Here is a 21,830-nt window from a genome sequence, read left to right as displayed (position 1 = left end):
CCGGAAGCTAAGCCTCACAGCGCCGATGGTACTGCAGGGGGGACCCTGTGGGAGAGTAGGACGCCGCCGAACAATTCTTGGGAAAGGCCCACGCCGCAGGCGTGGGCCTTTCTGCGTTTCCCCCCAAAAAATCCCCGGAGGGTGGCGGAGGCAGAGCTGATCAGAGCCTGCCCGCCGCCTTCAGAGCCAGATACGCATCCGCCAGTGCCGGCGCCAGATCCTCCGGCGTCGCATCCACGACCGTCACCCCATGACGACGGAGCTGCTCAGCGGTGCGCTGGCGCTCGCTCTGGGCCTGAGCCGCCGCCGCGGCCTCGTACACCGCCTCCGCGCTGCCTCGAGCCTCGGCCATCCGGGCGATGTGCGGATCCGCCACCGCGGCGACCAGAAGCGTGTGTCGTTGAGTGAGCTGCGGAAGCACGGGGAGGAGACCCTGCTCCACCGGGGCCGCGTCGAGCGTCGTGAGCAGCACGATCAGGGAGCGGCGCGGTGCCGTGCGCAGAGCCGCCGCGGTGAGCCCGCGGGCGTCGGTCTCGACGAGCTCCGGTTCCAGTGGTGCCATCGCGTTGACCAGGCCCGGCAGCACGTCTCCTGCGGAGCGGCCCTGGACCAGCGCGCGTACCCGGCGGTCGTATGCCAGGAGGGCCACGCGGTCGCCGGCTCGGGATGCCAGTGCCGCCAGGAGGAGTGCCGCATCCATGGCGGCGTCGAGGCGTGGTGCGTCGCCCACACGGCCGGCGGAGGTGCGGCCGGTGTCCAGGACGAGCAGGATGTGACGGTCGCGTTCGGGGCGCCAGGTGCGGACGGCGACGGCGGACTGGCGGGCGGTGGCCCGCCAGTCGATCGACCGGGTGTCGTCTCCGGGGACGTACTCGCGCAGGCTGTCGAACTCCGTTCCCTCGCCGCGTGTCAGCACGCTGGTGCGTCCGTCGAGTTCACGCAATCGGGCGAGTTTCGACGGGAGATGCTTTCGGCTGGTGAACGGGGGCAGGACTCGTACGGACCAGGGCAGCTTGTGGGCGCCTTGGCGGGAGAACAGGCCGAGGGGGCCGTAGGAGCGGATCGTCACGCGGTGGGCCTGGCTGTCGCCGCGGCGGGTGGGGCGCAGGCTCGTCGTCACGCGCCGGCGTTCGCCCGGTGGGACGGTCAGGCGGTGGCGGGAGGCCTCGATCTCGGTGCCGGGCTGCCAGCTGCTGGGCGGCCATGCGTCCCGTAGCTGTGCCCGCAGGGGGCGGCGAGAGGGGTTGGTGATGGTGAGCGTGACGTCGGCGGTCTCGCCGAGACGGGCGGAGGTGTCGCCGGAGCGGGACAGCACGAGCCGTCGTACGGGCGCGGCGAGCGCGTAGTCGCAGGCGCAGGCGAGGGCCAGGGGGCCGTTGACCGCGAGGATGCCCGTCCAGCCGGGTTCCAGGATGCCGACGGGGATCGAGCCGAGGGCCGCGAGGAGGGCGGCGCGTCCGGTGAGCGCCATCAGCGGGGGACCGGGACGTGGGTGAGGATGGCGTTGATGACGGAGTCTGCCGTCACGCCTTCCATCTCCGCTTCGGGGCGCAGCTGGACCCGGTGGCGCAGGGTGGGCAGTGCGAGGGCTTTGACGTCGTCGGGGATGACGTAGTCGCGGCCTGTGAGCCAGGCCCAGGCGCGCGAGGTGGCGAGGAGGGCGGTGGCACCGCGCGGGGAGACGCCGAGGGTGAGCGAGGGCGATTCGCGGGTGGCGCGGCAGATGTCCACGACGTAGGCGGTGATCTCGGGGGACACGGTCGTCTTGGCGACGGCGGTGCGGGCCGCTTCCAGGTCGGCGGGGCCGGCGACGGGGCGTACGCCGGCGCCGCGCAGGTCGCGCGGATTGAAGCCCGAGGCGTGGCGGGTCAGGACGTCGATCTCGTCCTGCCGGGAGGGCAGAGGGATCGTCAGTTTGAGGAGGAAACGGTCCAGTTGGGCTTCGGGGAGGGGGTAGGTGCCCTCGTACTCGACCGGGTTCTGCGTGGCGGCGACCAGGAACGGTTCGGGGAGCGGGCGCGGGGTGCCGTCGACCGTGACCTGGCGCTCCTCCATGGCTTCGAGGAGGGAGGACTGGGTCTTGGGCGGCGTGCGGTTGATTTCGTCCGCGAGCAGGAGGTTGGTGAAGACCGGGCCTTCCTGGAAGGAGAACTCGGCGGTGCGGGTGTCGTAGACGAGGGAGCCGGTGACGTCGCTCGGCATCAGGTCGGGGGTGAACTGGACGCGTTTGGTGTCGAGTTCGAGCGCGGATGCGAGGGTTCGGACGAGCAACGTTTTGGCGACTCCGGGGACTCCTTCAAGGAGAACGTGTCCGCGGCAGAGGAGGGCGACGACAAGGCCGGTCACGGCGGGGTCCTGGCCGACCACGGCTTTGGCGATCTCGGCGCGCAGGGCTTCCAGGGAGGCTCGGGCGGTGCCCGCGTCCCCGGTGGTCCCGGCGTTGTCAGTGGTCGGGTCCATCATGAACGGCGTACCTCTCTTTCGAGGGCGTCGAGTTGGTCGGTGAGTGCGATGAGGGCCGCGTCGTCGCCGGGCGGCCGCCCGAAGAGGAGGGTGTGAAGGGCCTGCTGGTCGCCCGTCAGGTGGTCGGACAGGGCGGGGAGCAGAGCCTCGGGCGAGTGCGCCTGGGTGACGGGGACTCCGACGAGGGGGGCGAGGCGGGTGCGGGTGGTGGAGCGAAGAGCGGAGGCCGCGCGGTCGCGGGCGTCGGCCTTGCGGTAAAGGCGGGCGCGGCCTTCGGCGGTTTCGGAGGCGCGGATCGCGACGGGGAGTCTTTCGGGCACGAGGGGGCCGAAGCGGCGTGCCCGCCAGAAGGCGGCGAGGGCTGCTGCGATGAAGAGCTGCAGGGTGCCCCAGAGCCAGCCCGAGGGGAGCAGGTCGAGGAAGTCCTTGCGGTCACCGGTGCCGGTGGCCGAGGCGTCGGACAGCGAGGGGAGGTACCAGACCAGATGGGGGCGGGAGCCGAGGAGTTGGAGGGCGAGCGAGGCGTTGCCCTGCTTGTCGAGGTGGTCGTTGAAGAGGATGTCGGGCGCGCCGAGCACGACGGTGTCACCGCCTCCGGATGCCTCGGGGATGCGCAGCAGGGTGGCGAGGCGTGCGCTGGGGTAGCAGGAGTCGGCGTTGAGGTGGGTCGTGGTGTAGCGGATGCCGCCGGTGTCGGCGCTGCCTGCCCGCCGGGCCTCGGGCAGAGCGCAGTCGGGGGCGAGTGTGCTGCCGGTGCTGGTGGCGGGGTCGGCGGTGACTCCGGGGGCGAGTTGCTCGACGGACGAGCTGCCGGCCGCGACGAGGATCGTGCGCCCGCCGGAGGCTGCTGTGGCCCTGCGCAGCTGGGCCTGTTGACTTCTCGTCAGCAGGTCGGGTACGGCGACCAGGAGGGTGGTGTCCGGTCCGGCCGCGGTGCGTGCCGCGCCGAGCGTGGTGACCACCCGCGTGGAGACTCCTCGGTCGGCGAGGAGTCGGGCGACGGCACGGCTGCCGTAGGGGTCGGTGGAGCGTGGGTCCAGTTCGCCGTGCCGGTCGGTGGAGCGTACGGCCGCCATGGCGACGGCCGCCGCGAGGATCAGTACGGCGGCGAGCGTGATGCCTCGTGCGCGGGTCCACACCTGGCGGACGGTGAGCGCGCTGGAGGTCGTCGGGGTGGCCTCGGCGGTCACTCGGCGGCCCCCTGGCGGGTGTTGTGGTCCGTGCTGGTGGTGCTGTGGGCGAGCGCGGGCCTGGTGCGCTCCAGGTCGCGGTCGAGTTCGGCGATGCGATGGTACGACTGGTCGGTCGCCCTGCGTCCGCCGTATGTCACGTCGTCGAACTCGTGTGCCGCGGCGCGTAGTCGGTCGGTGTGTGCGGGCAGGGTCCGGCCGGCCTCGGCGGCTGCTTCGTCGGCGGTGCGGCCCGGGCGGACGTCGAGCAGGGTTCGCTCCTCCAGGGAGCGGACGATGGCCCGCATGCGTTCCTGCAGGGCCTGGTTCCAGTGGCCCTGGGCCGCGTGTGCCTCGGCGGAGGCACGGTGTTCGGCGGCGCTGCGGGGGCGGTCGTCGAACAGGACGGCGGCGGAGGCGGGTTGCCGGCGAGGGGTGCCGAGGCGCCACCAGAGGGCGGCCAGGACGGCGACGACGAACAGGACCACGACGATCAGGCCGACCGTGCCGCCGGGCGTGGCCGACGCGGCCGAACCGAGCATCCGGTCCAGCCAGTCCCAGAACGCGTTCAGTGCGCGTTGGAACAGTCCGGGGTCGTGCTCGTGGTACATCCGCTTGGACAGCTCGCGGCGAGCTGCCTCCCGTGCGGGATCGCGCGGGATGGTCACGGGTGGTTCGTCACCCGAGCCGCCCGCCGCGCGGACGGCCGTGTCCGCGGCGCGCAGCAGGCCGCGTACGACCGTGCCGCCGGCGCCGGACGGGACCGCCGCCATGAGCACTCCCCCCGTGAGACTCACCGCATCAGCTCCCCGGGACGGGACCGGTGCCGCCGGCGGCCTGGACACCGGCGGCGCGGGCGAGTTCGAGGTCGAGGGCCTCGCGGCGGATGCGCTGGTCGATGTAGAGGAGCACGGCGACGCCCGCGCTGATCGGCAGGGTGAGCGTGGCGCCGATCAGGGCGCCGACCCCCTGGACGATCAGGGTGGCCCAGCTGATGTGTCCGCCGCTGGTCCCGAGCAGGTCGCCGGTGCTGTCGCCGCCCACAGCAGCCCCGATGAGGGTGAACGGGATGGTGATGACCGACGCGACGATGCCGGTGAGGAGCAGGGTGAGCAGCACGATGCCGAAGGTGCGCCACCAGGAGCCGCGGACGAGCTTGGCGGAGCGCTTCAGGGACTTCACGACGCCCTGCCGTTCCAGCATCAGGGCGGGAGCGGCCAGGTAGAAGCGGATCCCCAGCCATACGACGATGACGGCGGACGCGAGGATGCCCAGGGTGAGCAGGGCGGTTCCGCCGTTGCTGTTGCCGGCGAGCAGGAGGAGGAGGCCGGGCAGTGCGCCACCGATGACGACACCGGTGAAGATCAGGCCCAGCAGGATGAGCAGTCCGAAGAGCTTCGGGATCTGCGGCCGGGCTTCGCGCCAGGCCTCGCCGGCGCTGACCGGTCTGCCGAGGACGGCGCGGCTGGTGATGGTCGTGAGCAGGGCGGTCGCGATGATGACGGCGACCGAGCGGATCACCGCGATGAGCCCGGTGCCGATCATGGTCTCGCGCAGGGCCTGGAGCGCTTCGTGGGGGCTGGCGTTCGGGTCGTTGAGCGTCGTCCGGACGACGGTGTCGTTCAGGAGGAAGCCCTGCAGCAGGACCATGCTGGTGTTCAGCAGGAGAGCGACCGCCAGCGAGATGCCGAGGACCGTGCGCCAGTGGGTGCGCATGGTGGAGACGGCGCCGTCGAGGATCTCGCCGACTCCGAGCGGGCGCAGCGGGATGACACCGGGCTTGGCCGCGGGCGGAGGGCCGCCCCAGCCGCCGCCCCAGGCTCCATAGCCGCGGGGGGTGCCGTAACCGCCGTAGCCGCCGGGGGCGGGGCTGCCGGGAGGACCTCCGTAGCCGCTGGGGCCGTCGGTGGGTCGGCCGCCCCAGCCGGGGCCGGGCGGCGGGGGCGGCGGGGCCTGGTGGGGGCCGGGGGCACCGGTGGGCGCGGACCACTGGCCAGGGGGCGGCTGCTCTTTCGACCACTTGACGCCCGAGCCCTGCTGGTTCGCGTCCGGCTGGGGTGCGGTGGCGTCGGGGTGGTCGGCGGGCTCGGAGGGACTGGACGCGCCGGGTTCCCGCCCATCGTTCGACGGGGCGGATCCGGGCGAGGCCCAGCCCGGAGTGTCTGTCATCGAAGCTCCTTCTCGGTGCCCGTCCGCGGTCGCGGCGGCAGGTTGGCAGCCATCGTGCCATGGGGCAGTCATGTGGAGACCGGCCGCGGTGGGGGCTGGACGCCTTCAATTGTCCGCCGGATCCGGGGCAGACTGACCGCATGGCTGATCAGCAGGCGCGAACCGACGGGGACAAGCGGCCGACCGAGATACCTGCGATCCGATGGGAGGAACCACCCGAGGGCCCTGTGCTGGTGCTTCTCGATCAGACACGGCTGCCGGCCGAGGAGGTCGAGCTGGTGTGCACGGACGCACCGGCGCTGGTGGAGGCGATCCGTTCGCTGGCCGTGCGCGGGGCGCCGCTGCTCGGCATCGCGGGCGCGTACGGTGTCGCGCTCGCCGCCGCGCGCGGCTTCGACGTGGCCGAGGCGGCACGGGCGCTCGAGGGCGCCCGGCCCACCGCGGTGAACCTGTCCGTCGGCGTGCGCCGGGCGGAGGCCGCGCATCGGGCCGCGCTGGCGAAGACCGGCGATGCCACCGAGGCGGCTGCGGCGGCGCTGGCCGCGGCACAGCGGCTGCACCGGGAGGACGCCGAGGCCAGCGCTCGGATGGCGGCCCACGGTCTGGCGCTCCTGGACGAGTTGCTGCCCGGCGGCGGCCACCGGATCCTCACCCACTGCAACTCCGGTTCGCTGGTGTCCGGCGGTGAGGGCACGGCCTTCGCGGTGGCGCTCGCGGCGCATCGCGAGGGGCGGCTGCGACGGCTGTGGGTAGACGAAACGCGTCCCTTGCTGCAAGGTGCTCGCCTGACGGCGTACGAAGCGGCCCGCACCGGCATGGCGTACACCTTGCTCACCGACAACGCGGCGGGATCGCTGTTCTCGGCGGGTGAGGTGGACGCGGTGCTGATCGGGGCGGACCGGATCGCGGCCGACGGCTCGGTGGCGAACAAGGTGGGGAGCTATCCGCTCGCTGTGCTGGCGCGGTACCACCATGTGCCGTTCATCGTGGTGGCGCCGGTGACGACGGTCGACCCGGGCACCCCCGACGGGGCGTCCATCGAGGTCGAGCAGCGGCCCGGCTTCGAGGTGACCGAGGTCACAGCACCCCAGGTGCCGGTGACGGGAGCAGGAGGCGGGATTCCGGTGGCACCCCTGGGGACCCAGGCGTACAACCCGGCGTTCGACGTGACGCCGCCCGAGCTGGTGACGGCCATCGTCACCGAGGAGGGAGCCGTTTCACCCGTGACGGGCGAGGCTCTTGCGGAGCTGTGTGCCAGGTCACGCCAGGTAACGATTAGCTAATGGGATGATGTCGTTTATGAAGGGACGAGTCCTTGTCGTCGACGACGACACCGCACTGGCCGAGATGCTCGGCATCGTGCTGCGTGGTGAAGGTTTTGAGCCGTCTTTCGTAGCCGACGGCGACAAGGCGCTGGCCGCTTTCCGGGAGACCAAGCCCGATCTGGTGCTGCTCGACCTGATGCTGCCCGGACGGGACGGCATCGAGGTGTGCCGGCTGATCCGGGCGGAGTCCGGGGTGCCGATCGTGATGCTCACGGCGAAGAGCGACACCGTCGACGTGGTCGTGGGCCTGGAGTCGGGCGCCGATGACTACATCGTCAAGCCGTTCAAGCCGAAGGAGCTGGTCGCCCGGATCCGGGCGCGGCTGCGCAGGTCGGAGGAGCCGGCGCCGGAGCAGCTGACCATCGGTGACCTGGTCATCGACGTGGCCGGGCACTCGGTGAAGCGGGACGGGCAGTCGATCGCGCTGACCCCGCTGGAGTTCGACCTGCTGGTCGCGCTCGCCCGCAAGCCGTGGCAGGTGTTCACGCGCGAGGTGCTCCTCGAGCAGGTGTGGGGCTACCGACACGCCGCCGACACGCGGCTCGTCAACGTGCACGTCCAGCGGTTGCGCTCCAAGGTCGAGAAGGACCCGGAGCGGCCGGAGATCGTGGTGACCGTCCGTGGTGTCGGTTACAAGGCCGGGCCGAGCTGACATGTCCGGGGACAGTGCCGCTTCGGTTCCCGGTCGGTCCGGGGACCGTCCGGGGCGGCCTGTCGGCCGGACGCCGGGTGCGCGACTCAGGAGTCTCTTCGAGGGCGGGTTGCTCGAGGGCGGGGTTCACGGCAGCCCGGTCATCAGGCTGTTCCTGCGCTGGGTGCGCCGTCCGCTGCTGCCGGTGATGCGGCTGTGGCGGCGCAACATCCAGCTGCGGGTCGTCGCCACGACGCTGGTGATGTCCCTGGGTGTCGTCCTGCTGCTGGGCTTCGTCGTGATCGGACAGGTCCGCAACGGCCTGCTGGACGCGAAGGTGAAGGCCTCGCAGAGCCAGGCCACGGGCGGTTTCGCGGTGGCCAAGCAGAAGGCCGACGAGGCGGCCAGCGGTGCTGGTACCGGTGCGGCGGCTGCCGGGGCGAGCACCGCCGACGGCACGGCGACCGTGGACGGCCGGCAGTCGCAGAACGTCATCCAGTGGATGAGTGACCTCGTGGAGTCGCTGTCCAGCGGTGGCGCGGGCGCCTTCGACGTCGTCACGCTGCCCGTCGGTGACGACAGCGGCGGCGGTCGCAGCCCGCGCGGCTCGGGGAACGTGAACCCGACCTCCAGCGTGCCCGCCGACCTGCGCGAGCGGGTCAACAGCGGTATGACGGCCGCCCAGAGCTACACCCGGATCGTGTACTCCAACGGCAAGGAGTCGCAGCCGGCGCTGGTCATCGGCAAGCAGGTCAACGACCCCAACGGACGGCCGTACGAGCTGTACTACCTCTTCCCGCTCACGCAGGAGGAGAAGTCGCTGAGCCTGGTGAAGGGCACTCTCGCGACCGCGGGGCTGTTCGTCGTCGTCCTGCTCGGCGCCATCGCCTGGCTGGTGGTGCGCCAGGTCGTCACGCCGGTGCGGATGGCGGCTGGGATCGCGGAGCGGCTGTCCGCCGGGCGGCTGCAGGAGCGGATGAAGGTCACCGGCGAGGACGACATCGCGCGCCTGGGCGAGGCCTTCAACAAGATGGCGCAGAACCTCCAGGTGAAGATCCAGCAGCTGGAAGACCTGTCGCGGATGCAGCGCCGGTTCGTGTCGGACGTCTCGCATGAGCTGCGCACTCCGCTCACGACCGTCCGCATGGCCGCCGATGTCATCCATGAGGCGCGCGAGGACTTCGACCCGGTGACCGCACGGTCGGCCGAGCTGCTCGCCGACCAGCTGGACCGGTTCGAGTCGCTGCTCGCCGACCTGCTGGAGATCAGCCGCTTCGACGCCGGAGCCGCGGCGCTGGAGGCCGAGCCGATAGACCTCAGGGAGGTCGTCCGGCGCGTGGTCAGCGGCGCCGAGCCGCTCGCCGAGCGCAAGGGCACGCGCATACGCGTGCTCGGCGATCAGCAGCCCGTCGTCGCCGAGGCCGACGCCCGGCGCGTGGAGCGCGTGCTGCGCAACCTCGTCGTCAACGCCGTCGAGCACGGCGAGGGCAAGGACGTCGTCGTCAAGCTCGCCGCGGCGGGCGGCGCGGTCGCCGTAGCGGTGCGCGACTACGGCGTGGGGCTCAAGCCGGGCGAGGCGACACGCGTCTTCAGCCGCTTCTGGCGGGCGGACCCGGCACGCGCGCGTACCACCGGTGGTACGGGCCTCGGGCTGTCGATCGCCCTGGAGGACGCGCGGCTGCACGGCGGCTGGCTGCAGGCCTGGGGTGAGCCGGGGGGTGGCTCCCAGTTCCGGCTGACGCTGCCGAGGACCGCGGACGAGCCGCTGCGGGGTTCGCCGATACCGCTGGAGCCCAAGGACTCGCGCCGCAACCGCGGCCTCGACGAGGCCGGTCTGCCCGGCGGGGGCGAGGAGAAGCGGGCGACCGTTCCCCTCCAGCAGGGCGGCTCCCAGGCGCCCGCGCTGCCGCCGCGCGCCCCGATCGCGCCACGGCTGGCCGCCGTCGCACCCGCCGCCGACCCGGCCGCACTGCCCGGAAACGGCAACGGCGCGCGTGTGGTGCCCCGGCCCACCGGCGGCGCGCGGCGCGCGGACGACAGACCCACCACGGAACCGGCACCCGAGGCGGGCGCGGCCCGCCCGGAGACAGCCGAGGCGGAGGACTCGACCGAGCCAGGGGAGGCATTTCGTGGGCGCTGACCGCGAGGGGGGCGCCCGGCCTCTGCCGGGGCGCGCGGTGGCGTACGCCGCCTTGGGAGTCGTACTGCTGGCCGGGTGCGCCTCGATGCCCGACAGCGGGGATCTGCGGAACGTGGAGTCCACGCCCCGGCAGGACACCGGGGTCCGGGTGTTCGCCATGCCGCCGGCCGACGGCGCCGGTCCCGCCGAGATCATGCAGGGCTTCCTGGAGGCGCTGACCAGCGACGACCCGGCGTACGACACGGCCCGCAAGTATCTGACGTCCGACGCGGCGCGCGTGTGGCGGCCGGAGCGGTCGACCACGGTCCTCGCGAACGGGCCGAGCATCGAGCCCGACTGCCGGGCGGGCGGCGGCACGGAGCCGACCAGCAGTGTCACCTGTGTCCTGGCGGGCAACAGGGTCGCGACCGTGGACGCACAGCAGGCGTACGAGCCGGCCGACGGTTCCTACCGCAAGAAGGTGCACCTCACGCGGGACGCCAAGAACGGGCAGTGGCGCATCGACGCACTGCCCGACGGCGTCGTCATGGGCAAGTCGGACTTCCAGCGCAATTACACGTCCGTCGACAAGTACTACTTCGCCTCCGACACGACCGTCGGTCCCACGGCCGAGCCGGTGGCGGTCGCCGACCCGGTGTTCGTGCGCAGCAAGGTCGACCCCATGACGCAGATGGTCAGCTCGCTGCTGAACGGCCCCACCCGCTGGCTCCGTCCGGTCGTCAGGTCCAGTTTCCCGACCGGCACGGCCCTGCAGAAGGATGTGTCCGGGCTGGCACCGGACGACCAGAACAAGCTGACCGTGCCGCTGAACCTCCAGGTGTCCCAGGTCGCGGCGACCAAGTGCACCGAGATGGCGACACAGGTGCTGTTCACACTGCGGAACCTCGCGCCCACGCTGGAATCCGTCGAGCTGCAGGGCGTCGGCGGCCACCGGCTGTGCGATCTGAGTGAGGAGCGCGCCGAGTCCACCGCCTGGCGGGGGTCGGCCAAGAGCCCCGAGAACCTGTACTACCTCGACGGCAAGCACCGGCTGGTGCGGATACCGACGGGGAGCACGACCACCAGCGCCGTTCCGGTGCCCGGCCCGCTGGGCGAGGGCGGCAAGGCCCTTGACTCGGTGGCGGTGTCGCGGGACGAGCACAGCGGGGCCGCGGTCGGCGACCAGGGCAGGTCGTTGTACGTGACGTCGCTGGCGTCGGGCGGCTCGCTCGGCGGCGCACTGGTGACCAGCCAGGGCCCGACCTCGGACGACCGGCTGACGACGCCGAGCTGGGACGCCCGCGGCGACCTGTGGGTGGCCGACCGTGACCCGCACCGTCCGCGGCTGTACGTCCTGGAACAGGGCGCCGCCAAACCGGAGGAGGTCGCGGTCCCGGACCTGTCCGGCCGGATCAAGGACGCGCGGGTCGCCGCCGACGGAGTGCGGATCGCACTCGTCGTGGAGAAGGACGGCAAGCAGTCCCTGCTCATCGGCCGGATCCAGCGCGACGACGGTACCGGGCAGGGCGCGTCGGTGGTCCAACTGCGGTCCGCTGCACCGGACTTGGAGCAGGTCAGTGCCCTGTCGTGGGCCGGGGACAGCAGGCTGCTGGTCGTCGGCCGGGAGCAGGGCGGCGTGCTGCAGATGCGGTACGTCCAGGTCGACGGCTCCACGCTCGACGGTCCGGCGCCGGGTGCGCTCACCGGTGTGAAGTCGATCGCCGCGTCCGAGGACGAGCGGGTGCCGCTGGTGGCCTACTCGGAGGACGGGATCGTACGGCTGCCGTCCGGCGTGCAGTGGCAGAAGGTGGACAAGGACGGGACGGCACCGGTCTATCCGGGCTGAGCAGTGCCGCGCGTACGGCCGCGTCCCTCAGGTGGGTGAGGCGCGGTGCGTGCTGCTCCGGGTTGTCCACAGGGGGTTTTCCACAGGGGTGGCCGGGTGGCTCCGGTGTTGGCACAGTGGTGGACATGCGGGGGTGGTGGCGGGACCTCACCGACCTGGTGCTGCCGGCCGACTGCGCGGGCTGCGGGGCACCTCGTACGGTGCTCTGCGCGCGGTGCCGGGCCGCGCTGTGCGGACGCCCACCGCGGCGGGTGCGGCCGGTGCCGGAGCCGGCCGGGCTGCCGGTGGTGCATGCGGCGGCGCCGTACGCGGGCGAGGTGCGCTCGCTCCTGCTCGCGCACAAGGAGCGGGGCGCGCTGGCCCTCGCGGGAGCGCTGGGGACGGCCCTGGCGGCGGCCGTGCGGGCAGGGCTCGGCGCGGGCGGTACGGGGCCGCCCGTGCTGCTCGTCCCCGTGCCGTCCGCTCGTTGGGCCGTTCGGGCGCGTGGGCACGATCCGGTGCGGCGGATGGCGCTCGCGGCGGCCGGAGAGCTGCGGCGTGCCGGGAGGCCGGCCCGGGTGGCGGCCGTACTGCGCCAGCGGCGGCCGGTGGCGGACCAGGCCGGACTCGACGCGCGGCGGCGCCTCGCGAATCTCGCGGGCGCGCTGGAGGTGACGGCGGGCGGTGGCCGCCTGCTCGGCGCGGGACACGTCGTGCTCGTCGACGACCTGATCACGACGGGCGCCAGCCTGGCGGAGGCGGCTCGAGCCCTACGGGAGGTGGCAGAGGAGCGAACAGGAGTGAGAACAGTCGTGTACGGGGCCGTAACTCGGGAAGGAAGGGATGAACGACAGAGCGGAGCGCGGCGGGAGAGCGGGAAGTGGGTGCACGGTGCACCGGAAAAGGCGGTGGTGAACACCCTCGGGCATACGCTCCATGCGGCCGTGATCGCCGCTCCGCGGGATTCTTTTGAAATAAACAGGAACTGACCGCCAGCTTGCGTCGTTGCAGGTGACGAGAGGCGCAATTCACCTGAACGGAGGTACGCCGGAGTAGAGGGTGACGACATCCGTCCAGGCGAGATATGTTCGGTTGTGAGGAAAGGCGCAGGCCACACCTCGCATATCCGAATGCCGTGCCACGGGTTTTCGGCAATCACCCGTGCCGGTGGGGTGGAGGTCTCGCCCTCGGGGGAGGAGGAGGTGGAAGTCACCGAGTCCGAGGTCCGGTACTCGCCGGACCTGGTGCAAAAGGGAGATGCTCCGCCGATCGAGCGGAGCGATCCGGGAACGGAGTTCTGCGTGGACATCGTCGTCAAAGGCCGCAAGACCGAGGTGCCCGAGCGGTTCCGCAAGCACGTGGCCGAGAAGCTGAAGCTGGAGAAGATCCAGAAGCTCGATGGCAAGGTGATCAGCCTCGACGTCGAGGTGTCCAAGGAGCCCAACCCCCGACAGGCCGACCGCTCTGACCGAGTGGAGATCACCCTCCGCTCCCGCGGTCCGGTGATCCGGGCGGAAGCGGCGGCCAGCGACCCGTACGTGGCACTCGACCTGGCGGCGGAGAAGCTGGACGCCCGGCTGCGCAAGCAGCACGACAAGCGTTTCTCGCGCCGAGGCGCACGCCGGATCTCGGCGGCCGAGGTCGCCGACCACGTCCCGGGCGCGGCGACGCTGAACGGCAACGGTCTGCCCGTCCACGACGAAGAGACGGACGGAGTGCCGACGAAGAAGATCGGCTCGCTGGAGGTCAAGGGCGAAGGTCCCCTCGTCGTCCGAGAGAAGACCCACGTCGCCGCCCCCATGAGCCTCGACCAGGCCCTCTACGAGATGGAACTGGTCGGTCACGACTTCTACTTGTTCGTCGACGCAGAGACGAAGGAACCGAGCGTCGTCTACCGGCGGCACGCCTACGACTACGGCGTGATCCACCTCAGCACGGACCCGATGGTCGCTGAGGCGCAGCCCCCCGCGGCGGGTGGCACGCTCGGCGGCTGACCACCCGGCCCACGTCGATCCGGTGCCCCTGGAAGCGCGTGTGCGCCCCCAGGGGCACCGGTGTGCGACCACTTCACGCCCCGCACGTCACCCCGGTGTCGCCCGGGCATGAAATCATGGCCGGACCGGCCCAACCGGTGGGCCGCTGCCTTGGGTTGGCGATGGCACAGGACCACAGGCCACAGCCTCAGGGGGAGGAACGATGGCGGACACCTTCGGACCGATGCGGGACGAGGATGCCGACGACGGTGTCATCGGCACGGGCCCGGACAAGGGCTCCGTACGCGCGGAGCCGATCAGAGTCCTGGTCGTGGACGACCACGCCCTCTTCCGGCGCGGCCTGGAGATCGTGCTGAAGGCCGAGGAGGACATCCAGGTCGTCGGTGAGGCCGGTGACGGCGCCGAGGCCGTGGACAAGGCCGCCGACCTGCTGCCCGACATCGTGCTGATGGACGTCCGCATGCCCAAGCGCGGCGGGATCGAGGCCTGCACCTCCATCAAGGAGGTCGCCCCCAGCGCCAAGATCATCATGCTGACGATCAGCGACGAGGAGGCCGACCTCTACGACGCGATCAAGGCCGGCGCGACCGGATACCTCCTCAAGGAGATCTCCACGGACGAGGTGGCGACCGCCATTCGCGCGGTGGCCGACGGACAGTCGCAGATCAGCCCGTCGATGGCCTCCAAGCTGCTCACCGAGTTCAAGTCGATGATCCAGCGCACCGACGAGCGCCGGCTGGTGCCCGCGCCGCGGCTGACCGACCGGGAGCTGGAGGTCCTCAAGCTCGTCGCCACCGGGATGAACAACCGGGACATCGCCAAGGAGCTGTTCATCTCGGAGAACACCGTGAAGAACCACGTTCGCAACATCCTGGAGAAGCTCCAGCTGCACTCCAGGATGGAAGCCGTGGTCTACGCGATGCGGGAGAAGATCCTCGAGATCCGGTAGCGGAACCCGGCGGGGCTAGCCGAGGGCCCGGGCAACCTCCCTCGCCAGGGGCTCACGCAGGCCCGGCGCGTCCACCCGCTCCACCCGGACGCCCGTGCAGTTCACCCAGGTGGCCGCCTCGATCAGGGCCTGGGCGACCGCCGGCACCGCCTTCGGCCCGTCCAGGGTGACCTGCTTGGCCACCAGCGTGCGCCCCTCGCGCGCCGGGTCCACCCGCCCGACCAGCCGGCCGCCCGCGAGCACCGGCATCGCGAAATAGCCGTGGATCCGCTTCGGCTTGGGCACGTACGCCTCCAGGCGGTGGGTGAAGCCGAATATGCGCTCCGTGCGGGCCCGCTCCCAGATCAGCGAGTCGAACGGCGACAGCAGCGAGGTGCGGTGCCGGCCGCGCGGCGGCGTCGCCAGGGCCGCCGGGTCGGCCCAGGCCGGTCTGCCCCAGCCCTCGACCTCGACCGGCACCAGACCCGAGTCGGCGATGACCGCGTCGACCTGCTCGCCCTTGAGCCGGTGGTAGTCGGCGATGTCCGCGCGCGTGCCCACCCCGAGGGACTCGCCGGCCAGCCGCACCAGGCGGCGCAGGCACTCCGTGTCGTCCAGCTCGTCATGCAGCAGCGCGTCCGGGACGGCGCGCTCGGCCAGGTCGTACACCCGCTTCCAGCCGCGCCGCTCGACGCACACCACCTCGCCGTACATCAGTGCGCGCTCCACGGCGACCTTGGTGCCGGACCAGTCCCACCAGTCGCTCGTCTTCTTCGCGCCGCCCAGCTCCGTGGAGGTCAGTGGGCCCTCGGCCCGCAGCTGCTTGATGACCTGGTCGTAGACGCCGTCGGGCAGCTCGTGGTTCCAGTGCGGGCGGTTGCGGTACGCGCGGCGGCGGAAGGCGAAGTGCGGCCACTCCTCGACGGGGAGGATGCACGCCGCGTGCGACCAGTACTCGAAGGCATGGGTGTCCTTCCAGTAGGCGGCCTCGACCGTTGTGCGGCCGACCGCGCCGAGGCGGGCGTAGGGCACGAGCTCATGGGAGCGGGCGAGGACCGAGATCGTGTCGAGCTGGACCGCGCCGAGGTGACGCAGCACCCCGCGGACCCCGGCCCGCCGGTCGGGGGCGCCGAGGAAGCCCTGGGCCCGCAGGGCGATACGGCGGGCGTCGTCCGCGGTGAGAGTGGTGGTCGGGCGCGGCAGGGTCGTCATGCCCCCGGACGATAGAGGGTGCCACTGACAGTCCGCGGTGACCTGCGCAGATGCGCCCGGGCGGTCAGGAGCGGGCGGGCAGGTACGGCGCTGTGGAGGGCAGGCCGAGGTCCGAGGGGAGCAGGGAGCCGACCCAGCAGTCCCGGCGGACTCCCTTGTTGTTGATCGCGGAGCGCAGGGTGCCCTCCATGGTGAAACCCGCCCGTTCGGCCACCGCGCGGGAGGCGTGGTTGCCGACCTCGGCACGCCATTCGACCCGGTCGACACCGACCTGGGTGAAGATCCACCGGCAGGAGGTGAGCGTGGCCTCCGTGACGTAGCCGTGGCCGCGGCGCTCCTTGGCCGCCCAGAAGCCGACCTCCGCCACGCCGAGCGAGCGCATGGTGAGACCGAGCATGCCGGCGAGTTCCCCGCCGGTGAGGAACACACCGAAGGTGAACATCGAACCCTGCGCCCAGCCGTCGGGGACCAGCTCCTCGGTGAAGCCGCTCGCGTGCTCGGGTAGATACGGTGACGGCACCGTGGTCCAGCGCTGGATGTCGGGATCCTGCACGGCGTCGTACACCGCCTGGGTGTCGTGCGGGCCGACCGTGCGCAGGACCAGGCGGTCCGTGGTGAGTGTGACGGGTTCCATCGGCCGATTGTGCTCGGCGGCCCGCGTCGCTGCCATCGGTTTTCGCAGCGCGTGAGCACGCGATCACATTTCGCGCAATTCCTTGCCTGGATGCGGCACTATCCGTGTGACCCGTCCGTTGTCCTGGATGAAGCAGCCGTCGGGCTGCCAGGCCTCCCGGCCCAGCCGGGTCCTCGCATACGATGGCCGTTGCTCAGTACGTCAAATGGAAACCGACCGTCCCAGGCCCGACCGGCAAGGAGACAAACCCCCGTGTCCGTCCTCTCGAAGATCATGCGTGCAGGCGAAGGCAAGATCCTGCGCAAGCTGCACCGCATCGCGGACCAGGTCAACTCCATCGAAGAGGACTTCGTCGACCTCTCCGACGCCGAGCTGCGGGCCCTCACCGAGGAGTACAAGCAGCGGTACGCCGACGGTGAGAGCCTGGACGACCTGCTCCCCGAGGCGTTCGCCACCGTCCGTGAGGCCGCCAAACGCGTGCTCGGCCAGCGGCACTACGACGTGCAGCTGATGGGCGGCGCCGCCCTCCACCTCGGTTACGTCGCCGAAATGAAGACCGGCGAGGGCAAGACCCTCGTAGGCACCCTGCCCGCGTACCTGAACGCGCTGTCCGGCGACGGTGTCCACATCGTCACGGTCAACGACTACCTGGCCGAGCGCGACTCCGAGATGATGGGCCGCGTCCACAAGTTCCTGGGCCTGGACGTCGGCTGCATCCTCGCCAACATGACGCCGGCCCAGCGCCGCGAGCAGTACGCGTGCGACATCACCTACGGCACGAACAACGAGTTCGGCTTCGACTACCTGCGCGACAACATGGCGTGGTCGAAGGACGAGCTGGTGCAGCGCGGCCACAACTTCGCCATCGTCGACGAGGTCGACTCCATCCTGGTCGACGAGGCCCGTACGCCGCTGATCATCTCCGGCCCGGCCGACCAGGCCACCAAGTGGTACGGCGACTTCTCCAAGCTGGTCACGCGCCTGAAGAAGGGCGAGGCGGGCAACCCGCTCAAGGGCGTCGAGGAGACCGGCGACTACGACGTCGACGAGAAGAAGCGCACGGTCGCCATCCACGAGTCCGGTGTCTCCAAGGTCGAGGACTGGCTCGGCATCGACAACCTCTACGAGTCGGTGAACACCCCCCTCGTGGGCTACCTGAACAACGCCATCAAGGCCAAGGAGCTCTTCAAGAAGGACAAGGACTACGTCGTCATCGACGGCGAGGTCATGATCGTCGACGAGCACACCGGCCGTATCCTCGCCGGCCGCCGCTACAACGAGGGCATGCACCAGGCGATCGAGGCGAAGGAAGGGGTGGACATCAAGGACGAGAACCAGACGCTCGCCACGATCACCCTGCAGAACTTCTTCCGCCTCTACAGCAAGCTCTCCGGCATGACCGGTACGGCGATGACCGAGGCCGCCGAGTTCCACCAGATCTACAAGCTCGGCGTGGTCCCGATCCCGACCAACAAGCCGATGATCCGCAAGGACCAGTCGGACCTGATCTACCGCACCGAGGTGGCCAAGTTCGAGGCGGTCGTCGACGACATCGCCGAGAAGCACGAGAAGGGCCAGCCGATCCTCGTCGGCACGACGTCCGTCGAGAAGTCGGAGTACCTCTCGCAGCAGCTCAGCAAGCGCGGCATCCAGCACGAGGTGCTGAACGCCAAGCACCACGAGCGCGAGGCGTCGATCGTCGCGCAGGCCGGCCGCAAGGGCGCGGTCACGGTGGCCACCAACATGGCCGGTCGTGGTACGGACATCAAGCTCGGCGGCAACCCCGAGGACCTCGCGGAGGCGGAGCTGCGGCAGCGCGGCCTCGACCCCGAGGAGCACATCGAGGAGTGGGCGCACGCCCTGCCAGCCGCCCTGGAGAAGGCCGAGCAGGCCGTCAAGGCCGAGAAGGACGAGGTCGAGGAGCTCGGCGGCCTCTACGTCCTCGGCACCGAGCGGCACGAGTCGCGGCGCATCGACAACCAGCTGCGCGGTCGTTCCGGCCGTCAGGGCGACCCGGGCGAGTCCCGCTTCTACCTCTCCCTCGGCGACGACCTGATGCGCCTGTTCAAGGCCCAGATGGTCGAGCGTGTGATGTCCATGGCCAACGTGCCGGACGACGTGCCGATCGAGAACAAGATGGTCACGCGCGCGATCGCGTCCGCGCAGTCGCAGGTCGAGCAGCAGAACTTCGAGACCCGTAAGAACGTTCTGAAGTACGACGAGGTCCTCAACCGGCAGCGTGAGGTCATCTACGGCGAGCGTCGGCGCGTGCTGGAGGGCGAGGACCTGCATGAGCAGGTCCAGCACTTCATGGACGACACGATCGACGCGTACGTCGGTGCGGAGACCGCCGAGGGCTTCCCCGAGGACTGGGACCTGGACCGGCTGTGGGGCGCCTTCAAGCAGCTCTACCCGGTGAAGGTCACCATCGAGGAGCTGGAGGAGGCCGCCGGCGACCGTGCCGGTCTGACCGCCGAGTTCATCTCCGAGTCCATCAAGGAGGACATCCACGAGCAGTACGAGGCCCGGGAGGCCCAGCTCGGCTCCGAGATCATGCGTGAGCTGGAGCGCCGGGTCGTGCTGTCGGTCCTCGACCGCAAGTGGCGCGAGCACCTCTACGAGATGGACTACCTCCAGGAGGGCATCGGCCTGCGCGCGATGGCGCAGAAGGACCCGCTGGTCGAGTACCAGCGCGAGGGCTTCGACATGTTCACCGCGATGATGGACGGCATCAAGGAGGAGTCCGTCGGCTATCTGTTCAACCTGGAGGTCCAGGTCGAGCAGCAGGTCGAGGAGGTCCCGGTCGAGGCGGCGGAGCCGGTCGGCGAGGGTGTCCAGGAGACGGTTCCGGCGCAGGCCGGGGCGCGGCCGGAGATCCGGGCGAAGGGGCTGGATGTTCCGCAGCGGCGGGACCTGCACTTCTCGGCGCCGACCGTGGACGGTGAGGGCGGCATCGTGGAGCGCGACCTCGAGGACGACGAGCCGGTGCGGTCCGAGGCGGACGGGCTGACTCGGGCGGAGCGGCGGCGGCAGGCCAAGGGCGGGCGGCGGCGCAAGAAGTAGTAGCGCGAGTCGCCTGCGGCGCGTTGGCCGCTGAGAAGGGCCGGTTCCTCTTGGGAGCCGGCCCTTCTGCGTTGCCGGTTTCCGTCAGGGACGGGGGCCTGTTTCCACTGCCGTGCAGCGCCAGCGGAGGTCTTGGCCCAGTTCCAGGCGGAAGGCCAGGGCGCGGAGCTGGTTGCCGGCGGCGATGCGGGCGAAGACCTCCACGGCGCCCTCGGCGGGGACGTAGTAGCCGATGTCGTGGACGACGGGGCGGGTTCCGCGCGTGCGCAGGGGGCTGTGTTCGGCGAGGCGGGCCAGATCGTCGTAGGCACGGCCCGCGGTGTGCCGGAGCATCCAGTGGACGGGCCGCTGACCGCTCAGGACGGCCAGCAGGCGGTCGGCGAAGACGTCGGTGGGGCGTAGCGGCGGCTTGGTGGTCTGCGGCGCTGTGCGGGGCGTACTCGCCTTCTCGGGCGCCGCGGCCGGCGGCAGTTCACGCTTGCCCCTGATCGACGGGTTCCGGGGCGGGGCACCGCCCGGGCGGCGGGTGTCGTGGCGGGTCGGCGGGCGGTGGCGCGGGCGGGGCTGAGGGGTGCGGTCCAGCCCCTCGGGCGTCTTGGGCGCGGTGCGGCTCATGACCTTGTTCATGAAGTCCCCGTTCGGCGGGCCCGGTTGATACCGGGCGGTAACTCGCTGGTGGGGATCTTGTACGGGCGACGGGAGCGGAGCCGCAAGGGAGGCGGGGAGCGCTCCGGCGGCTCGGGAGAGTTCACCTATCCGAGGGATGGCCGGGCGGCTGAGGCCCGTGACCGGGGGCGTGGGCCGGGTGAATCCGTGGCGCGGGGTCGACGGCTCCCGGGGCGTGGGCACAGACCCGAAAGGGGACGCGCGCACGTATCCTAAAGGCTCTCCGGGAGGCGCGGCAGCCGCCCTTCCCGGGGGCCTCAGCGGAGCCTTTGAGCAGGAAAGAGCGGCCAGCATGCGCGTCTACGTCCCCCTGACCCTCCCCGGTCTCGCCGAGGCGCACAAGACGGGTGAGCTGGGGAGCGGCCCCTTCGCGGCGTACGCCGTCACGCCCGCGTTGCGCGAGTGGTACCTCTCCGAGGACATCGAGGAGCTGGAGTACGCGGCGCTCAGCCGGGCCGCGCTGGCCTCGCTGCGGCTGCTGGCGGCGGACCCGGGTGCGGTACGGCGCCGGGTCGTCGTCGCCGTGGACGTGGCCGACGGCGCCGCGAGCGTCGACCCCGACCGGGGGCTCGATCCGTCCGCCCTCGGCGAGGTGACCGTGACGGCGACCGTGCCGCTCGCCAAGGCGGCGGCGGTGCATGTCGACGCCGACGACGCGGAGCGGGACGTGGCCGCCGCGGCGGACGCGCTGGAGGCGGCCGACGGAGGGGACGACGACGCGCAGTTCGTCGTGGACGGCGCGGACGATCACGAGCTGCTGTGGTACGCCACGCAGGAGATCCCGAACCTGGTCGGGCTGGCCTGACCTGGCCGAACAGGCCTTCAGCCGTCGTTGTCAGTGGCGGCGGGTACGGTTTTCGGCATGGGGATGCACGACAGCGCGCACATTGTCTGGGACTGGAACGGGACGCTGTTCCACGACAATGACGCCATCATCGGGGCGACGAACGCGGCCTTCGCCGAGCTGGGGCTCGCGCCGATCACGCTGGAGCAGTACCGGTCGCTGTACTGCGTGCCGGTGCCGAAGTTCTACGAGCGGCTGATCGGCCGGCTTCCGACCGATGCCGAGTGGGAGCAGATGGACGGGGTCTTCCACCGGTACTACGCCGAGCACCGGGGGCGTTGCGGTCTGACCGAGGGGGTGACGGAGCTGCTCGCGGAGTGGCGGTCGGCGGGGCACAGCCAGTCGCTGCTCAGCATGTATATGCACGAGGAACTGGTGCCGCTCGTGCGGGGGTTCGGGATAGAGACGCACTTCCTGCGGGTCGACGGGCGTACGGGGCCGTCCGGGGGCAGCAAGGCCGAGCACATGGTGCGGCATCTGGAGGCGCTGAGCGGGGTTGTGGAACCTGCGCGGACCGTGGTGATCGGGGATGCGGCGGATGACGCGGTCGCGGCACGGGGGGTGGGGGCCCGGGCCGTGCTGTACACCGGCGGGTCGCACAGTCGGGCCAGCCTGGAGGAAGTGGGGGTGCCGGTGGTGGATACGTTGGCCGAGGCGGTGGAGGAAGCGCAGCGAATAGCGGCGTAGCCACGGGTTCCGGGGCTGGGGCGCCGGTGCTGGTGTAGGTGGCTGCGTGCGCCCCGAAGGGGCGCGGGGAACTGCGCGACCAGCCCCCACGCACCCGCGGT

At 71.3% G+C, this 21,830-nt stretch carries 18 protein-coding genes and 1 rRNA gene; 11 read left to right on the top strand and 8 right to left on the bottom strand.

Annotated features, from left to right (window positions below; translation table 11 throughout):
- Positions 1-72, top strand: a 5S ribosomal RNA gene (gene rrf / locus ACWC0C_RS08965); the annotation flags it as partial.
- An 88-nt stretch (positions 73-160) separates the two neighbouring features.
- On the opposite strand, the gene ACWC0C_RS08960 is transcribed toward rrf, so the two are convergent.
- Genes ACWC0C_RS08960 through ACWC0C_RS08940 form a run of 5 tightly spaced genes read right to left on the bottom strand, consistent with a single transcriptional unit; the run spans position 161 to position 5,801 of the window.
- Positions 161-1,471 (bottom strand): DUF58 domain-containing protein, encoded by a 1,311-nt coding sequence (locus ACWC0C_RS08960; protein WP_450862707.1) that lies wholly within the window; start codon positions 1,469-1,471, stop codon positions 161-163.
- Complete coding sequence (locus ACWC0C_RS08955; RefSeq protein ID WP_450862729.1) at positions 1,471-2,460, bottom strand: AAA family ATPase; 990 nt, start codon at positions 2,458-2,460, stop codon at positions 1,471-1,473. The genes ACWC0C_RS08960 and ACWC0C_RS08955 overlap by 1 nt, the downstream gene beginning before the upstream one ends.
- Positions 2,460-3,653, bottom strand: coding sequence for a DUF4350 domain-containing protein (locus ACWC0C_RS08950; RefSeq protein ID WP_450862706.1), 1,194 nt, complete (start codon positions 3,651-3,653; stop codon positions 2,460-2,462). The genes ACWC0C_RS08955 and ACWC0C_RS08950 overlap by 1 nt, the downstream gene beginning before the upstream one ends.
- Complete coding sequence (locus tag ACWC0C_RS08945) at positions 3,650-4,405, bottom strand: DUF4129 domain-containing protein (RefSeq protein ID WP_450862727.1); 756 nt, start codon at positions 4,403-4,405, stop codon at positions 3,650-3,652. Before ACWC0C_RS08945 ends, ACWC0C_RS08950 begins: the two co-directional genes overlap by 4 nt.
- 28 nt (positions 4,406-4,433) lie before the next feature.
- Positions 4,434-5,801, bottom strand: coding sequence for a glycerophosphoryl diester phosphodiesterase membrane domain-containing protein (locus ACWC0C_RS08940; protein ID WP_450862705.1), 1,368 nt, complete (start codon positions 5,799-5,801; stop codon positions 4,434-4,436).
- 140 nt (positions 5,802-5,941) lie between these two features.
- Between ACWC0C_RS08940 and mtnA the strand changes: the two genes are divergently transcribed.
- The 7 genes from mtnA (at position 5,942) to ACWC0C_RS08905 (ending at position 14,644) form a co-directional block, all read left to right on the top strand.
- Positions 5,942-7,084, top strand: coding sequence for an S-methyl-5-thioribose-1-phosphate isomerase (gene mtnA / locus ACWC0C_RS08935; RefSeq protein WP_449199322.1), 1,143 nt, complete (start codon positions 5,942-5,944; stop codon positions 7,082-7,084).
- Positions 7,085-7,088: 4 nt separating this feature from the next.
- Positions 7,089-7,778 (top strand): two-component system response regulator MtrA, encoded by a 690-nt coding sequence (gene mtrA / locus ACWC0C_RS08930; RefSeq protein WP_191870552.1) that lies wholly within the window; start codon positions 7,089-7,091, stop codon positions 7,776-7,778.
- Between the two features lies 1 nt (position 7,779).
- Entirely contained in the window at positions 7,780-9,897 is a 2,118-nt protein-coding gene (gene mtrB, locus ACWC0C_RS08925; RefSeq protein ID WP_450862703.1) for an MtrAB system histidine kinase MtrB, read from the top strand.
- Complete coding sequence (locus tag ACWC0C_RS08920; protein WP_449199326.1) at positions 9,887-11,722, top strand: LpqB family beta-propeller domain-containing protein; 1,836 nt, start codon at positions 9,887-9,889, stop codon at positions 11,720-11,722. Before mtrB ends, ACWC0C_RS08920 begins: the two co-directional genes overlap by 11 nt.
- Positions 11,723-11,847: 125 nt before the next feature.
- Positions 11,848-12,690 carry a ComF family protein gene (locus tag ACWC0C_RS08915; protein ID WP_450862701.1) on the top strand — a complete coding sequence of 281 codons (843 nt, stop codon included), beginning with the start codon at positions 11,848-11,850 and terminating at the stop codon, positions 12,688-12,690.
- Positions 12,691-13,002: 312 nt separating this feature from the next.
- On the top strand, positions 13,003-13,695 hold the full coding sequence (gene hpf / locus ACWC0C_RS08910) for a ribosome hibernation-promoting factor, HPF/YfiA family (RefSeq protein ID WP_449199412.1): 693 nt from the start codon (positions 13,003-13,005) through the stop codon (positions 13,693-13,695).
- A 202-nt stretch (positions 13,696-13,897) separates the two neighbouring features.
- A complete protein-coding gene (locus ACWC0C_RS08905) occupies positions 13,898-14,644 on the top strand; it encodes a response regulator (protein ID WP_449199328.1) in 747 nt (248 codons plus the stop codon).
- Positions 14,645-14,659: 15 nt separating this feature from the next.
- Here the strand turns inward: ACWC0C_RS08905 and ACWC0C_RS08900 are convergent, their stop codons facing one another.
- A complete protein-coding gene (locus ACWC0C_RS08900) occupies positions 14,660-15,835 on the bottom strand; it encodes a winged helix-turn-helix domain-containing protein (protein WP_450862699.1) in 1,176 nt (391 codons plus the stop codon).
- Between the two features lie 64 nt (positions 15,836-15,899).
- Positions 15,900-16,469, bottom strand: a complete 570-nt coding sequence (locus ACWC0C_RS08895; protein ID WP_450862698.1) for a GNAT family N-acetyltransferase — start codon at positions 16,467-16,469, stop codon at positions 15,900-15,902.
- A gap of 252 nt (positions 16,470-16,721) precedes the next feature.
- Between ACWC0C_RS08895 and secA the strand changes: the two genes are divergently transcribed.
- Positions 16,722-19,532: a preprotein translocase subunit SecA gene (secA, locus tag ACWC0C_RS08890; protein ID WP_449199331.1), complete on the top strand. Its 2,811-nt coding sequence runs from the start codon at positions 16,722-16,724 to the stop codon at positions 19,530-19,532.
- 84 nt (positions 19,533-19,616) lie between these two features.
- On the opposite strand, the gene ACWC0C_RS08885 is transcribed toward secA, so the two are convergent.
- Positions 19,617-20,159: an Rv3235 family protein gene (locus ACWC0C_RS08885; RefSeq protein WP_449199332.1), complete on the bottom strand. Its 543-nt coding sequence runs from the start codon at positions 20,157-20,159 to the stop codon at positions 19,617-19,619.
- 331 nt (positions 20,160-20,490) lie between these two features.
- Between ACWC0C_RS08885 and ACWC0C_RS08880 the strand changes: the two genes are divergently transcribed.
- Positions 20,491-21,003, top strand: coding sequence for a DUF6912 family protein (locus ACWC0C_RS08880; protein WP_450862692.1), 513 nt, complete (start codon positions 20,491-20,493; stop codon positions 21,001-21,003).
- Between the two features lie 57 nt (positions 21,004-21,060).
- Positions 21,061-21,729 (top strand): HAD family hydrolase, encoded by a 669-nt coding sequence (locus ACWC0C_RS08875; protein ID WP_450862691.1) that lies wholly within the window; start codon positions 21,061-21,063, stop codon positions 21,727-21,729.
- The last annotated feature ends 101 nt before the right edge of the window (positions 21,730-21,830 follow it).

The sequence above is a fragment of the Streptomyces sp. NPDC001709 genome, assembly GCF_053596375.1.
The sequence above is the reverse complement of the archived record's forward strand: the minus strand, read 5'-3'. Positions and strand labels throughout refer to the sequence as shown.